Below are 15,030 nucleotides of genomic sequence, written 5' to 3' on the forward strand. Positions count from 1 at the left end.
ATTTTTAATTTTTAACTTGACATTTTTTATTCAATAACACTGCGAACCGTCTTGAGTTAATTATTTTGAGTTAAAAACTCTTTAACTCAAAATTCCCCGCTTTTAATTCTGCTTAACTCGCATGACCTAGTGCCAAAGCTGCTACCAGCATACCCAAAACCAGGAAAGGCTGAGCGCTAGCCTGATATTTAACATCATTTTCTAGGGGATTGCGTAAAAAGTACATATCCTGAAAAGTGATTTGGGGAATTATCAGCAGCAGGAGAATGACAGCGTAAAGGTTTTGGTGGATGCCGATCAGGTAGGCTGCAATCCCTGCTTGAAATATGTCGATCATCAACACGCAAATCCAAGCTGCGGTTGTGATACCAAACATCACTGGCAAAGATTTTAACCCCAATTGCCGATCGCCCTCGACACTTTTGAAATCATTAACGATCGCAATTCCCAGCCCTGCCAAACTGTAAAACAAGGTCAAAATCATAATCGTGGGATCTAGTGTACCAAACAAAGCTTGACCTGCCCACCAAGGCAGAGCAATGTAGCTAGCACCTAGGGCATAATTTCCCAACCAGCCATTCTGCTTGAGTTTCAGCGGTGGCGCGGAGTAGATGTAAGCTAGAAACGCGCCGCCGAGAGTCAAAACAGTCATGATGGGAAATTCATGACCCGCCCACAAGTCTAGAGCATAAGCCACCCCAATGCCTGCGGCTAATAATACCAAAATTTGGGTTACTACTTGGGGAATCGAGATGATACCGGAGGGAATCGGACGGTAGGGCTCGTTAATAGCGTCGATGTCGCGATCGTAAAAATCGTTCAAAGTTTGAGTGTACCCAGCCAGCAACGGCCCGGACATCAACATACAAGCTGCGGCGATCGCGAAATTCTCTAAATTCCAAACATAGTTTCCCGAAGAAGCGGCCCCGCACACCACGCCCCAAATTAAGGGAATCCAGGTAATCGGTTTCATCAGTTGCAAGCGAATCTTCCAGATCGAAGTTTCCCCGCTAGCAGCCCCTTTCATACCCAACATTTGCCGAGTTTTAGCACTGCGATCTGCGGTAGCAGCACTTGGAGGCGAGGGTTCTGGGGTGATTTGGGATGGAGGAGAGTCAGACATAATTTGATGTTAGCGCTACTGCGACTATTGTGTAGTTTTCTGTTTCAATAATAATTCTGTAGGATACCACTGATATTTAAGGAATCCTCTTGAAAACTTACCCCAATTGAAGTTGATGCTAGAGAAAAATAGGGGTTTTACCAAAACATTTTAATATCATTATTTTGTGTGAATGTCAAGAGGATAAATAGTTTTTTTGATAATTTAGCTGAACCGGCCTGCTGTTGGAGATGTTAGCTAGCGGGTTCATTTAAGGTAGATTACTGGGATATGCGCGATCGGGCTTTTTGCCATACTACTCTTCGATCGTCTCATCGGGCAAAAACTCTGGCCAAAACTCAGAATCTAGAACCTCGACAGCAGAATAGATACATGATTGCGGAAACGTTTCTACAGACAATCCAGTTTCAGCACTTGCTTGTTCTACTGCATCCGCATAACATTCAACTAATACTTCTTCAAGATATGATTTGAGACTGGGGGAATCTTTTAGAGTTTGGCGAATACGTCTGCGACGTTCAATAATGCTGCCTTTCCAACTACCACTTCTTCGATCCGGTTGAAATTGCCACTTCAGCAAGTGCAGGATAATTACCACAAGATTACTTTCCAAACTCCTGCGTTCACTTCGGCCCATGTCTTCTATTTCTGCAATCAAGTTTTCCCAATCGATATTTGAGTAGTCGCAAACCCGCAACTTTTCCACAGTGGTTTCAATCCATCTGAGGTAATCGGTATCATACAATTTATGTCGGTCAACTTCTAATTTTGTTGTCATAAGCTGTTCCTAATTCAATAATTTGGACACTTTCATTGGTGACGCATGGGGAGCAAGAAACCCGGTTTCTACGAGTTTTGGGTCGAGTCACCAGAAATCTAGTCAGAAACCGGGTTTCTGAGGTCTGCGTGCATCAAACTATTGTGGGGTGGGCTTTGAGCAGCGTCCTCAAAATAAAAATTAAATCCACAACAGCTTAACAACTACCAATTAACAAATCAACAAATATGGCGGTAGGAATCAAAAGGCAGTCCCGTCCGCCGCTTGACATCAATAACTGATTTGTATGCGCCTTCTATCTGCCTTTCTCTAACTATTGTTTCAGCAACAACCCGATCTAAACCGCTTTGGATCAACTCTTCCGGCGACAGGATATTTAACCGTTTCCAAGTAAACAGGGATTCTTTTTGATAATTGTAGCTGAAGCAAATCATCGGGGCGATGCGTCTGACGTGACTTTCGGGCACTCCGGCTATTTCTGATAACTCTTCGGCGTGGGTAAAAATGTAGCCTTCGTTTTGCAAAGATTCAATATCGTTAGCGTAGACGATCGGCAAACCCAATATTCTGACCAGATCGTCTTTGGTACACTCATTAATATCTATTTTGCCGCGTTCCTTTGCCAGTTCTTGGGCATTTGTCGCAGTTGCAGGAACCAGTAAACCTCTGGGTGCGGTTTTGATGAGATAGCGCTTTTTCAAAGCAAAGGCTATGACTATTTGAGCGATCCAAACCAGCGTTCCAAAATTAGTTGAAGAAGATACTGCTAGTGCGGCTAAAGTAATGCCAACACCCCATCCCATCCAACTGCGAATATTGGTTTTTTGGCCTGCATAGGCGATCGCCAATCCGCCGAAGTAGGGAATAAAAGAATACCACACCCAGTTGGGGGTTTGACGCAGCCAGTATAAATCTTGAGACACTTTAATTTTATCCTCGATCTACTTTAGATTTCAATACTGTTTACTTAAGTTATAAGTTGTTTGTAGGGTGCGTCGCTCGTTTAATTTGGCATTGCGGGGCGAGAGTTGTTTTTGGCGACGCACCCTACGTTGACTTAAGTGAACAACGGTATTGCTTTATATTTGACTTTTGTTTAAATTCCACCTTTTTCATACAGTCACGGACACAAAAAGTGGTTTTATATGGTACTCATAGTGGTGATGACGTTGGAGTGTTGACTAATAAAGTTCGCTCTTCGGGGACAGCACTAATGACCCATGACCAATGACTACTGACTAATGACTTCTTAATTACAATTCTCGCAGCAGTTTTTGGCGTTTTTCTTCATATTCTTCGGCAGTAATTGCACCCATATCGTAAAGTCCTTTCAATTCGGCGATCGCCCCTGTCACATCTTTTGCCGCTCTGAGCATATACCCAGAAGGCAATACTCCGTGATTGTACTGTACCTGAAAAGCTTGTTCCGACATCAGCAGCAAGCCTATAAAATCAAAAAATGCGATCAGTGACGGAATTAATGTCCACGAAAAAAGCAAATAAAATAGTCCTGCTACGTTATTTCCCAAATAAAATTTGTGACCTCCGAAACCTCCAATAAAAAAAGCTAACACAACTGCTACGGTTTTATCTTTTACCATTTTCCATTTCCCCAGTTTTTTTACTTTAACTTTTGCGGTCTAGCTCAGCAATATTACTAATTTTTACTCATTTATTTGGGCTTTTACGAAATTTAGACATCAAAAAATACAGCAGAACTATACCTGCTTGAGCCTGTAGAATGACCGAGTAGCCTCTCAAGAAATAATTTTGTTCGCTGCCTGAGTTGAGAGAAAATATTAAAATGCCTAGGGCTGCGTAGGGTGCCAAACGCATCCAACTCGGCGTTCCCTCTAACTTGCGGCTGTTAAAATTGCTCATTGGCTTGACCCATCCACAAAAACCGGACAAGATATTACTTCTATGTTAAGACAAGTTTTTCCGTTTAGCTTCCAGATTTGGGACTAAATTTAAGATCCGGTGCTTGTGGCGCACTTGCTGAACTAGCAATATCTCAAAGTTGCGAGTTCAGCAAGGCGAATTCACAATTGTTGACAACTGCGCGAATTAACCCGCGCCACTCCCCAACAGAAACAGACTCAGGAGAGTTCCGCTGTTCCAAAGACTGTGGAGAAGCATGGGAGCCAGGAGGTTGCGCGATCGCGTGTACACAAACCCCAACACCGCGCCCAAAGTCGCCAAAGGCAGAATCTCAGAGACACTCAAGTGAGCCACCGCAAACAAAAAAGCCGAAGCTGCGATCGCCCCCCAAACAGGCAAATAGCGAGTCAGAGAAGGCAGTAGAAAGCCCCGAAACACGATTTCCTCAAAAACCGGAGCGGCGATCGCAGCAGTGCCGAAAAACACCGCCAGAGCCACGTTGTCTCTACCTTCAAGGACGATCGGCAAAATCGGATTGCTGCCACCTTGTCCCTGCCAGAATTGCTGATTGATCAGCGACACCACAACTACCAAAGGCAAAGCCACAAAATAGCCGCCCAAGCCCCACAAAAACCAATTTCCCCGCCAATCAATCCGAAACCAACCATCAGGCAAAGGCAAAAAAGACTTAACTGAAAAATACAGTACCGAAAGCCCGCCAGCCGACAGCAACAAATAAGTAGCAAAGATATAAAAAGCCTTTTCGCGCCCGTCAAAAGTAGCAGGATTCAGCTTGAGAACAGCCAGAGAAACTGGCAGCAACAAATAGGGAATCAAGATTTGCCCGACAAAGAAAAAGCCGACTACAAGCACCTGCCAAACAATCTCGCCATCCCAAGGCACATCCCAACTCAAGCTGGCATTTAGCGACAGCAGCGGCCCGGAACCTGACTTATCTAACTGCTGCCGCTGCAACAGCCACTGCAGAGCCAAACCAACCAGCAAAACCGTACCAATACAAAGTGCGATCGCCGGAACGCCAACAATAATTGCCAACTTTTCTACAGCTTGTTCAGCGGTTACTTGCTCTGCTGCTTGCAGCGCCGCCAGATCCTGAGAACGTTCTTGCAGCTGGTAAAGTTGAGCCAGAGCCCTATAGCGAAACCAACCATCCAAAGACTTTTGAATGCGCTGATCCGCATCCGGCAGCAGTTGAGCCGGATTGCTCCAAATCCCAGTTAAAACTCGAGCAGTTGCGATCGAAGAATCGCCATCACCTTGAGTTTTGTACCGATCGATTAAATTATTCCAAGTTTGGATTGCTGCCTCTGTTTTGCCACTGCTTGTCTGCAAAATGCCGAGGCGCAAGTCAAGTTCGTTTTGCAGCGCCGACATTTGCTTGACAGACTCTGACAAAGCATTTTTTTGAGCAAAATTTAGAGTATTGTCATCAGACTTGGAGGCGATAGCAGACTGAATATCTTTAATTTGCGATCGAGTTGTTTCGAGAGTTTTTCGATTTGAATCTCGCGCTTCTCGATACTGCGTCAAAGCCGTATTTAAAGGATCGGCACCGATAATATTGTTGCGTGCCGAAGTAAAATTAGCATCCCGATCGTCTTTTGGTTGCCACTCCGAGGCGTGAAGCAGCAAATTTGTCTGGTAGAGTTCCAGCCGGCTTTGAATTTGCGGCTGGTTCCAACTACCAACTAAAGATAAACCGACCAGGACGATCGCGATCGCCGTTAAAATCCCTAAAATTATCCGCTTCAGTGTCATTCCTGCTGTTTTGTCCCGCGCGAATCCGCAACTAAATCTTGTCCGTCTTCAATCATATGCCGTTGCAGTCGATAGTATCCCCACAACTGGTAAAATTTCACTGGCCGATCTTTTTGACGCGCCTCGCACTCTTCGACTGGGTAAAGCACGCAGCGCACAGGTGTCCACAACCAGTTGCAACCTACTGTCAGCCTACAGTTTGACGGCTAGACCCCGAACAGCAGAGGAGGAGAGAAAAATGCTCGGCCGCCGCCCTTCCAGCAGGGGGATGCGAGATTTTTCAATGAGGTAAGGTGCGCCACAAGCATCCTTCAACTCGGTAACAGGATAAATCGTAAATCTAAAATCTAAAATCTAAAATCGAATGACTCGCATTATCTTAGTCCGTCACGGCAAAAGCACCTACAATCAAGAGCGCCGCATCCAAGGCCGCCTCGACAAATCAGTTTTGACAGAAGCAGGGCGCAGCGGCGCGCTTCAAGTAGGGGACAAACTCAGCAGCATCGCCTTCGATGCTGCGTATACAAGTCCCCTGAAGCGAGCCAAAGAAACAGCCGAAATCATCCTGTCGCGCTTGACAAATCCGCCACAGCTCGAACCAACTGATAAATTGATGGAAATCGATTTACCTCTGTGGGAAGGAATGCTGCGTCAAGAGGCGATCGACCAATTCCCCGAAGCATATCAGCAATGGCAAAAACAGCCAGACAAATTTTCCATGAAACTACCTTCAGCCGAAGGAGAAATCGAACACTTTCCAGTATTGGCAATTTTTGCTAACGCCCGCAATTTTTGGAAAGAGCTTTTATCGCGCCACACAGAAGGGACAATTCTAGTAGTAGGTCACAACGGAATCAACCGCGCGCTCATCGCTACAGCGTCGGAAATTTCGCCGAATTACTATCAATCTATTCAACAGTCAAATTGCGGAATTAGCGTCATCAATTTAGAAACTTCTCCTGTTGGTAGCGATGAAAAAACAGAGCCAAAGACGAAAGTAGCTGTTCAATTAGAATCGCTGAATTTAACATCCCATATGGGAGAAGTTTTCCCGAAACCGAGGGACGGACACCTGGGCCCGCGCTTGTTGCTGGTGCGTCACGGCGAAACAGACTGGAACAAAGCAGGTAAATTTCAAGGACAAATTGACGTACCTCTCAACGACAACGGCCGCGAACAGGCAAAGAAGGCAGCAGAATTTCTCAAAGATGTAAAATTGGATTTTGCAATTAGCAGTTCCATGCTGCGCCCGAAAGAAACTGCGGAAATTATCCTTAAATATCACACCGATTTGCAACTCGAACTCCGCGACGAATTGAGAGAAATCAGTCACGGACTTTGGGAAGGAAAGTTTGAATCAGAAATAGAACAATCCTATCCGGGTTTGCTGGATGAATGGAAAACATCTCCGGCAAACGTACAAATGCCGGAAGGCGAAAATTTGGAGCAAGTTTGGAGTCGGGCGATCGCAGCTTGGCAAGAAATTGTACGATCGGTTTCTGGTACAGGAATTGTAGTTGCTCACGATGCCGTCAACAAAGCCCTTCTTTGCCACCTGTTCAATTTGCAACCCGAACATTTCTGGCAATTCAAACAAGGAAATGGGGCGGTTAGCGTCATCGATTATCCCCACGGCCCCGACGGTTTGCCGGTATTGCAGGCCATGAACATCACAACTCATTTAAGCGGCGGCATTTTTGATAAAACAGCCGCCGGAGCGCTGTAATAGGTTTGTAGTGAGGACTGAAGTCTTCACTACAAACCTGATCAGCTTTATTTTACCCGACATGATATAAGTTTTGAAATGTTTGAATTTTTATGTTTGATATCGTTTCCGGTTGGATCGGAATGATTTAACCGCAGAGAACGCAGAGAACACAGAGGGAGACAAGAGAGATGAATAATTCTGATGAAGAGCTGATTTGATTGTGAATTGTAAGTTATGAGCCGCGAACTGCTACAAAATGTAAGAGTGTTAGATCCAGTTTCAGAGATCGATCGCACCGCCGATATTCTAATTGCTGAAGGTGAGATCAAAGCGATGGAAGAAAAAATTGCTGAGTTTCCCCCCGACACAAAAGTGCGGAATTCTCAGGGACTGATTTTAGGGCCGGGATTAACAGATATCTACAGTCACAGCGGAGAACCTGGTTTTGAGGAACGGGAAACCCTGGAATCCTTGATGCAGGCTGCTGCTGCTGGCGGTTTTACGCGGGTGGCGATTTTGCCGGATACGTCGCCACCTGCGGACAACTTGGCCGGTTTAACTTTGTTGCAGCAACATACCCGCAATTTGTCGCCGGGGCTGCCCCGGTTGTATTTTTGGGGCGCGCTGACAGCGGGCCTTAAAGGGCAGCAGATGGCGGAGCTGGGCGAGCTGGCCTCCCCTGCGATCGTGGGTTTTGCGGACGGTTTGCCGCTGTCTAATCCGGCTCTGGTGAGGCGTTTGCTTGAATATATCCAGCCTTTGAATAAGTCGGTGGCTTTGTGGCCGTGCGATCGAACTTTGGCCGGAAATGGCGCGGCGCGGGAGGGTGCGGTATCGGTGCGCTTGGGTTTGCCGGGAATTCCCGCGAGTGCGGAAACATCGGCTTTGGCGGCAATTCTGGAGTTGGTGGCATCGGCGGGCACTTCGGTTCACATTATGCGCGTTTCTACGGCGCGCAGCGTGGAATTGATTCGAGATGCGAAGGCGCGGGGTTTGCCCGTGACTGCGAGTGTGACTTGGATGCACTTGCTGTTGAATGTTGGGGCAATTTCAGGTAACGCTAAAAATTCTGGAGGCGGAAAAAATGCTCTGACTGCTTCGTTTCCTTACGATCCGAATTTACGTCTAGAACCGCCGCTGGGCAATCTGGACGACCAATTGGCGCTGATTCAAGCTGTTAAAGATGGGGTGATTGATGCGATCGCGATTGACCACAACGCCCATACTTATGAGGAGAAAACTGTGGCTTTTGCTGATAGTCCCCCCGGGGCGATCGGCTTGGAATTAGCCTTGCCTTTGCTCTGGCACGGACTGGTGGAAACAGGCAAATTTTCGGCTTTAGAACTGTGGCGAGCCTTGAGCTCCGGCCCCGCCGTCTGTCTCGGACAAACCCCCGCTACGGTGGCGTTAGATGTCCCTGCTGAGCTGATTTTGTTTGACCCGTTAATGACTTGGACTGTTGAGGCGAAAAGTCTGAAGTCGCGATCGGCAAATACGCCTTGGTTGGGACAACAATTAGCAGGTAAGGTTGTGCAAACTTGGATTAATTGACTCTTGAAAGAGAAATTCATCTGTTGTAGAACAGGCATCTTGCCTGTTTCTGGGAATGCTGCCTGATGTGAATCATCACAAAACATAAATACATGATTGCTGTTCCTGATTCGTGGAACTCCCCACCGCTCGACTTGACATTAGACATCAATGAAATTCATGTTTGGCGCGTCTCCCTAGCTCAAACAGAAACTTGCTTGCAGAGTTTACAACAGACTCTCTCTACCGACGAACAGACAAAAGCCGAGCGTTTTTACTTTCCCAAAGATCGAAATCAATTTATTGTGAGTCGTGGCGCACTGAGAGCGATTTTGAGTCGATACCTGCACATAAATCCCTGCCTTCTACGCTTTGAATACAATCCCTACGGCAAACCCTCTCTCACCGTCGCTCAAGGTGGAGATACCCTGCGTTTCAATTTATCTCACTCTCACGGAATAACTCTAATTGCTATGACCAAAAACCGAGATGTTGGTGTCGATATTGAAGGCATAAATCCCAATATTTCTTATCTACAAATTGCGGAAAGTGTTTTTTCGCCTTACGAAAACACTTTGTTGCGTTCGCTGCCAAAGCATCTCCAACTCACAGCTTTCTTTACCTGCTGGACTCGCAAAGAAGCATACATTAAAGCAGTCGGAAAAGGACTTTCTATTCCCCTGAATCAGTTTGATGTCACCCTCGCCCCAGGAGAACCACCAGCGTTGTTAAATGTTGAAAACAAACCCGCAGAAGCATCGAAATGGTCTTTAATTGAATTAATTTCTAGTACCGACATGGTGGCTGCTGTTGCGGTTGCAGGAGATTCTCAGAAACTTCATTGTTGGCAGTGGACAGGGGAGTTTTGATTTATGGTTTGTATCATTTGTCAAGACAATTTTGGCTTCTACTCAACAGAGAACACTTCCAGAAAAAATTCAACTTTAGGCAAAATCTCAACCCATACACAATATAAAATACAAAATTTAAGCAAAATGTTCTATTTTTTAGGATGCCGGATATTCGCTGCTCGGAAACTGAGTTTATGAGTGTATTTATAGTTACTAAAACTATGATTTTTACGCAAACTGCGTTTCTCAAAAATAGCATAAATAAACCTGATTTTGACTTAATATCGTTAACTCAAAAAAAATATTGGGCTGATTATACCAATTACATAAAATGCCGCTACAAATAGGAGTTATGCTTGATAAATTTTGATATTTTAAACAAACATACTAACTGTAAAACTATTTTAGGAAATTGGTATTACAGGTTATACTTCACATTTTTCCCGGCAGTCATTACAGAAAGTGCGATCGACTTTGGGGCAATCTTACCTGCATTTCCTGACAGCGTTGTCGGTAATTTTGCGCCACCCTATCCAAAGGATTTTTTCGCACGCAATCAGCAAACAGTTCCGCCGCTTCTTGATGTCTAGCAGCAGCGTAGTTGTACAGTGCTTCTAAAAATACGGGCAAAGTTGCTAACTTACCCTCTTTCACTTCTGGTGCATCGGTATCAAACACTTCATAAATCGTCACCAAATCCGATTTACCTTTAACTCGAACACTGCCGATATTTCTGATTGCGTAACTTGCCGGATCGAGCAACTCTAAAAATGTATTTTGAGTAATCAACATCGACACGCCGTAACTTTTTGTCAAGCTTTCCACCCGCGAAGCTAAATTCACCGCGTCGCCAATCACCGTACTGTCCATTCTGTTAGTTGACCCCACTGTTCCTAACATCAATGAACCCGTATTGATGCCAATCCCAATTTTAATCGGTGCGTAGCTGGAATTAATGCGATGTTGATTGTATTCGTCGAGACTGTGCAGCATAGAAATTCCTGCCTTGACTGCATCGCCTGCACTGTGACCGAACAAAGCCATGATTGCATCGCCAATATATTTATCAATAAAGCCGTGATTTTTAATAATGCTTGGCTCCATTCGACTCAAATAAGAATTAATAAACTTGAAATTTTCCTGCGGTGTCATGCTCTCGGAAAGAGCGGTAAAATCCCGAATATCCGAAAATAATATTGACATTTTCTTTTCCACACTGTCGCCTAGTCGAATGTCGCTCAAGCTATTGTGGCTTAGCAGCGATACAAATTCATTCGGCACAAAACGCTTAGCAGCTTCTGTTAATTTTAATTGCTCTGATAATGCAAATTCTAACTCCTGATTGATTTTCAGAAGTTCGGCATTTTGTTCTGCTAGTTTTTTATCCTGACTGTAGCTGTGGACGGCTTCTGTCACAGTCAATTTCAAGTCTTGAGTTTGCCAAGGTTTGCCGATATAGCGGTAGAGTTTTGCGTGTTTGATGGCATTTGCTACCGCTTCAACAGTCGCCTGACCTGTTAGCATTACTTTGAGAGTTTTGGGAGAAATTTCGTGAACTCGCCGCAGCAATTCATCTCCTTTCATGTCAGGCATTACGTAATCCGAGATAATTAAAGGGATTTCATAACCGTCTTCGATCAATTCATCAATTAACTCTAGGGCATCTTTACCTCCTTCGGCAATTTCAATCTGATAAGAATTGCCTAAAGCTTCTTTTAATTCAGTTTTAAGACTTTTCAGAATAGTTTTTTCATCGTCAACGCAAATAATGACTTGTTTGGTCATATCGATAAGGCCGTTTTAATGGTTTCGATCAGCTCTGATTCCGACCAAGGTTTCTGCAAACACCGATGGAGGTTTGCTTCGCTAAAAGCCCTCTTCACTGCCTCTTCATCGGCTTGCCCGGTCAGCATAATCTTTACTATTTTTGGAAAGTTTTGATGGACGCGAATTAAAAATTCATCTCCTTTCATTCCTGGCATCAACCAATCCGATACAATCAAAATAATCGAAATCTTTTCCTCATTAAATTCATCAATTAATTCTAAAGCCTCGGCGGGATTTTCCGCTATTTCATAAATGTAAGTATTTCCAAAGGCTGCTTTTAGTTGGGTTTTGAGGCTTTTCAAAACTACTTTTTCGTCGTCAACACACAGAATGATTGGTTTAGACATTTTTAGTGGTTTAACTAATTGTTTCCGAGAGATTGACAGGCAGAAAAACCGTAAATGTAGTTTTGCCTGACACCGATGCGACTTCTATTTTACCTCGATGTTTGTCAAGAATTTTTTTTACTATATCGAGACCGAGACCGCTGCCTTCTCCGGGGGGTTTTGTTGTGAAGAAGGGAGCGAATATTTTGGGCATGACTTCGGTCGGAATTCCTGTGCCGCTATCCGTAACGCTGACTTTGATATAGTTGCCTTCCTCAAGGATGTCCAGATTTAATGTGCCTTGATTGTCCATTGCTTGCAGGGCGTTGTGAATCAGATTTGTCCATACCTGATTCAGTTGGTCTACATAGCACATTATGGGCGGTATTTTTGCGAAATTGCGGATGACTTCGACGCCGTGTTTGAGGTTGTTTTGATACAGGGTGAGTACGGTTTCTATGCCTTCAGTTATATTTGATTGAACCATCGTTTCGGATGAGTCGTAGCGGGCATAGGTTTTGAGGGCAAATACGACTTTAGAAGCGCGATCGGCTGCGGTATTAATTGTTTGGGTTCCTCGCTGGATTTCTGAGAGTTTGTAGGCCATCTCTAAGATGCGATCGCGATCGACATGAAGCAGCAGAGACAGAAAGTCGTCGGCCTCGTAAATCCCCATATCCACCAAGGTGTCGGCGATATCATCCGCTTCGTCCATGTCTTCGCTTTCTAGTTGCCTAATCAAAGCCCGCTTTAACTTCCTTTCTTCTTTAGCTGTTAAAGTCATATCTTTTTGTAGCGAGCAATACAGTAATTCGCTAAAAGTTTCAGTTTCTGCGGGGGAAAGCGACTGAAAAAGTGAGGGCAAATTGGTGATAGTTTGACCTAAAAATTTAATCATATTTCCCGCGCTCGATCGGATCGCACCCAGCGGAGTATTCAATTCGTGAGCAACTCCGGCGACTAATTGACCTAAAGCTGCCATTTTTTCTGATTGAATCAACTCTTCCTGAGTGGTTTGCAGGTTTTCTAATGCTATTTTGAGTTCTTGGGTTCTTTCGGCGACTTGAATTTCGAGAGTGTGGTTGTATTCCGCTATCAATTTTTCGGCTTGTTTCCGTTGAGTGATGTCGGCAAAAGCTGCGATCGCATAACTCACCTTTCCTTTGTCATCATAGATGGGCGTTCCCCAAACCTCGATCGGAATAATCCTGTCAGGCTGGCGAATTTCCATATCGTCAACGTTAACGCTTTGCCCTTTAAAAGCATTAGTAATTGGCTCTTTTTCTGCCGGATAAAGTTCGTTGCTACCTGCTTTGTAAGCTTGATAAATTTCTCTAAGTTCTGACCCATTAATATCAACGATACCTTTACCTAATAAATCCTGGGCACGAGAATTAACATAGTAAGGTTTGCCGCTAGAATCAGCGACAAATATCCCCACCGGAACAGCTTCTAAAATTTGGTTTAACCGACTTTCATTCTCAGACAATTCGGCATTCAAAACTTGCATTTTTGTGAAAGATACTTGCAGTTGTTCCGCCATGCTATTAAATGAATTGGCAAGTTCCCCGACTTCATCGTCGCGGTTAATTTTTACACTTTTTCCCCATTCACCTTTAGCAATATTTTTAGCCGCATGGTTCAAAGAGAAAATTGGTTTAGTCACCCATCTCGCCGTCACAATCCCGACAATTATTGCCGCCAGCGAAGCAGCAGCACACAACAAAATAGTTGCCTTATTGTTGGCATTAATTTGTGACATGAAATCCGCTTCGGGAACAACCACGACAATCAACCAATCCAATCCTTTGTCATCTTTCCAAGGCAGAACTTGTAAAAATTGTTTTTTTCCTTGAATATTGAATTCTAGTGACTGCGAAGTTTTCAGAGATTTGAAATTGTTAAAATTAGCTGCTAAATATTCAGCAGTGGTTTTGGTGAAAGTATTTTTACTGTCAATTGCTTTAACTCGTTCGGCTCCGTAGTCTTTTTTTACGGTGCGGAAGGGTGTTTCTCCTGTAGAAGTTGCGACTAACATTCCCGACCGCTCAATAATAAAAACTTGTCCGGTTTTGCCGATATTCAAGCTTTCTAGAAAGTTGCCGATTGTCGATAAATTGATATTAGTTAAGACTACACCTTGCAATTTACCTTGTTTGTTGTAGAAAGGCATTGATGCGCCGAGATAAGCAGTCAGGCCTGCCGTATTGGGATAAATTTTACTCCAGGTGGGTTTGCCAGAACTTACCGCAGCTTTGTACCACGGGCGAGTGCGCGGGTCGAAATTAGTTTTGTTGTTTAAAAATTGGGCGATTTCGCCGGATTTATTGGTACTGTACGTGCGAAAATCATAGTTACTTGCTGCTGTAGATATTCTCAAAGTTAGGGAGCCGTCGTCGAGCCTTTCTGCGCCCAAGTTGTCTTTTTGTTCTAATCCTAAACCCGTAAAAGTGAGGGTATCAAATATCTGAAGCTGTCGCCAGAAATGACGCTCTAATATAGGTATATTTTTCAGGTTCAGGGTACCGAGTTCGATCGCCACAGCATTGATCTGGTTGACCTGATGCGGTACACTCAGGTAAGTACCCAGGTTTTGTTCGACGCGGCTGCCTACTTCTGCCATAAGTCGATCGGCAATTTCGTTGACTGCCTTTTGTCCGTTTTTAAACGAGAGATATCCTACCAATCCCACCGCCACGAAAATTTGTAAAACGAAGGGAACTATCAAAACTGTTCGCAGGGTTCGGTAGCGAGCAGTTTTTGCTGCTAAGGTGTCAGTAGATTTGGTGTGGTTCACAACTTTGTATTGATGCTTGTTTTTCGTATAAACTGGGTTGACGATCGTCAGTTTTCTCCCTGTTATTGATTGTTGTCAAAGTCTGCTGATTTTGTAGATGCTACCTGTGAACTGCTAGCGCACCGCCAAACTATACAGTATTTGTATTGTCGAATTAATAAAATAAAATCGCCTGCTTTTGATTGTACAGCAAGATAGACTTACTATCCAGACAATTAGCGCATTTGTTGCATAATAAAAATCGGACAGAGCATCTCTGTCGCCACAAGCCTCGCCCACGCGCCGTAATTCGATTGCTTGCAGAAGTTAATCTGGTATTTGCGATCGGACGCATCAGCCATATGTCCTAAATTGTCTGAGCCAATTGGCTAATTTGTGAAAGGCGGATAGCGTGTCTTGCAAGAGGATCTGGCGCGAGATCCTCTTACAT

The 15,030-nt window shown here is 44.4% G+C and carries 13 protein-coding genes; 3 read left to right on the top strand and 10 right to left on the bottom strand.

What is annotated here, in order from left to right; all coding sequences use genetic code 11:
- Nucleotides 1-112 precede the first annotated feature (112 nt).
- The 7 genes from chlG to IQ270_RS03220 all read right to left on the bottom strand — a co-directional run bounded on the left by chlG (nucleotide 113) and on the right by IQ270_RS03220 (nucleotide 5,710).
- Nucleotides 113-1,123 carry a chlorophyll synthase ChlG gene (chlG, locus tag IQ270_RS03190; RefSeq protein WP_193971818.1) on the bottom strand — a complete coding sequence of 337 codons (1,011 nt, stop codon included), beginning with the start codon at nucleotides 1,121-1,123 and terminating at the stop codon, nucleotides 113-115.
- Between the two features lie 295 nt (nucleotides 1,124-1,418).
- A complete protein-coding gene (locus tag IQ270_RS03195) occupies nucleotides 1,419-1,901 on the bottom strand; it encodes a DUF29 domain-containing protein (protein ID WP_193971819.1) in 483 nt (160 codons plus the stop codon).
- Nucleotides 1,902-2,119: 218 nt separating this feature from the next.
- Entirely contained in the window at nucleotides 2,120-2,824 is a 705-nt protein-coding gene (locus IQ270_RS03200; RefSeq protein WP_193971820.1) for a helix-hairpin-helix domain-containing protein, read from the bottom strand.
- A 330-nt stretch (nucleotides 2,825-3,154) separates the two neighbouring features.
- A complete protein-coding gene (locus IQ270_RS03205; RefSeq protein WP_193971821.1) occupies nucleotides 3,155-3,502 on the bottom strand; it encodes an NINE protein in 348 nt (115 codons plus the stop codon).
- A gap of 67 nt (nucleotides 3,503-3,569) precedes the next feature.
- On the bottom strand, nucleotides 3,570-3,782 hold the full coding sequence (locus IQ270_RS03210) for a hypothetical protein (protein ID WP_193971822.1): 213 nt from the start codon (nucleotides 3,780-3,782) through the stop codon (nucleotides 3,570-3,572).
- Nucleotides 3,783-3,968: 186 nt separating this feature from the next.
- Nucleotides 3,969-5,561, bottom strand: coding sequence for a CPBP family intramembrane glutamic endopeptidase (locus tag IQ270_RS03215; protein ID WP_193971823.1), 1,593 nt, complete (start codon nucleotides 5,559-5,561; stop codon nucleotides 3,969-3,971).
- Nucleotides 5,558-5,710 (bottom strand): hypothetical protein, encoded by a 153-nt coding sequence (locus IQ270_RS03220; RefSeq protein ID WP_193971824.1) that lies wholly within the window; start codon nucleotides 5,708-5,710, stop codon nucleotides 5,558-5,560. The genes IQ270_RS03215 and IQ270_RS03220 overlap by 4 nt, the downstream gene beginning before the upstream one ends.
- Nucleotides 5,711-5,925: 215 nt before the next feature.
- Here IQ270_RS03220 and IQ270_RS03225 point away from each other — a divergent pair, with 215 nt between their 5' ends.
- From IQ270_RS03225 to IQ270_RS03235, 3 genes are all read left to right on the top strand, one after another.
- Nucleotides 5,926-7,287, top strand: a complete 1,362-nt coding sequence (locus IQ270_RS03225; RefSeq protein ID WP_193971825.1) for a histidine phosphatase family protein — start codon at nucleotides 5,926-5,928, stop codon at nucleotides 7,285-7,287.
- 216 nt (nucleotides 7,288-7,503) lie between these two features.
- Nucleotides 7,504-8,820: a dihydroorotase gene (locus tag IQ270_RS03230; protein ID WP_193971826.1), complete on the top strand. Its 1,317-nt coding sequence runs from the start codon at nucleotides 7,504-7,506 to the stop codon at nucleotides 8,818-8,820.
- A gap of 92 nt (nucleotides 8,821-8,912) precedes the next feature.
- A complete protein-coding gene (locus IQ270_RS03235; protein ID WP_193971827.1) occupies nucleotides 8,913-9,668 on the top strand; it encodes a 4'-phosphopantetheinyl transferase superfamily protein in 756 nt (251 codons plus the stop codon).
- A 435-nt stretch (nucleotides 9,669-10,103) separates the two neighbouring features.
- Here IQ270_RS03235 and IQ270_RS03240 read toward each other — a convergent pair whose 3' ends face one another.
- From IQ270_RS03240 to IQ270_RS30665, 3 genes are read right to left on the bottom strand one after another with little or no spacing between them, the layout of a single operon-like run.
- Nucleotides 10,104-11,435, bottom strand: coding sequence for an adenylate/guanylate cyclase domain-containing protein (locus IQ270_RS03240; RefSeq protein ID WP_193971828.1), 1,332 nt, complete (start codon nucleotides 11,433-11,435; stop codon nucleotides 10,104-10,106).
- Complete coding sequence (locus IQ270_RS03245; RefSeq protein WP_193971829.1) at nucleotides 11,432-11,824, bottom strand: response regulator; 393 nt, start codon at nucleotides 11,822-11,824, stop codon at nucleotides 11,432-11,434. Before IQ270_RS03245 ends, IQ270_RS03240 begins: the two co-directional genes overlap by 4 nt.
- A 10-nt stretch (nucleotides 11,825-11,834) precedes the next feature.
- Nucleotides 11,835-14,600 (bottom strand): ATP-binding protein, encoded by a 2,766-nt coding sequence (locus tag IQ270_RS30665; RefSeq protein ID WP_339384250.1) that lies wholly within the window; start codon nucleotides 14,598-14,600, stop codon nucleotides 11,835-11,837.
- Between the last annotated feature and the right edge of the window lie 430 nt (nucleotides 14,601-15,030).

Origin of the sequence: Microcoleus sp. LEGE 07076 (assembly GCF_015207455.1) — a bacterium.
In the GTDB taxonomy this organism is placed as follows: domain Bacteria; phylum Cyanobacteriota; class Cyanobacteriia; order Cyanobacteriales; family Microcoleaceae; genus Microcoleus.

Coding starts and splice junctions, on each gene's coding strand:
- chlG (WP_193971818.1), bottom strand. CDS start 1,123: ATGTCTGACTCTCCTCCATCCCAAATCACCCCAGAACCCTCGCCTCCA.
- IQ270_RS03195 (WP_193971819.1), bottom strand. CDS start 1,901: ATGACAACAAAATTAGAAGTTGACCGACATAAATTGTATGATACCGAT.
- IQ270_RS03205 (WP_193971821.1), bottom strand. CDS start 3,502: ATGGTAAAAGATAAAACCGTAGCAGTTGTGTTAGCTTTTTTTATTGGA.
- IQ270_RS03210 (WP_193971822.1), bottom strand. CDS start 3,782: ATGAGCAATTTTAACAGCCGCAAGTTAGAGGGAACGCCGAGTTGGATG.
- IQ270_RS03215 (WP_193971823.1), bottom strand. CDS start 5,561: ATGACACTGAAGCGGATAATTTTAGGGATTTTAACGGCGATCGCGATC.
- IQ270_RS03225 (WP_193971825.1), top strand. CDS start 5,926: ATGACTCGCATTATCTTAGTCCGTCACGGCAAAAGCACCTACAATCAA.
- IQ270_RS03230 (WP_193971826.1), top strand. CDS start 7,504: ATGAGCCGCGAACTGCTACAAAATGTAAGAGTGTTAGATCCAGTTTCA.
- IQ270_RS03235 (WP_193971827.1), top strand. CDS start 8,913: ATGATTGCTGTTCCTGATTCGTGGAACTCCCCACCGCTCGACTTGACA.
- IQ270_RS03240 (WP_193971828.1), bottom strand. CDS start 11,435: ATGACCAAACAAGTCATTATTTGCGTTGACGATGAAAAAACTATTCTG.
- IQ270_RS03245 (WP_193971829.1), bottom strand. CDS start 11,824: ATGTCTAAACCAATCATTCTGTGTGTTGACGACGAAAAAGTAGTTTTG.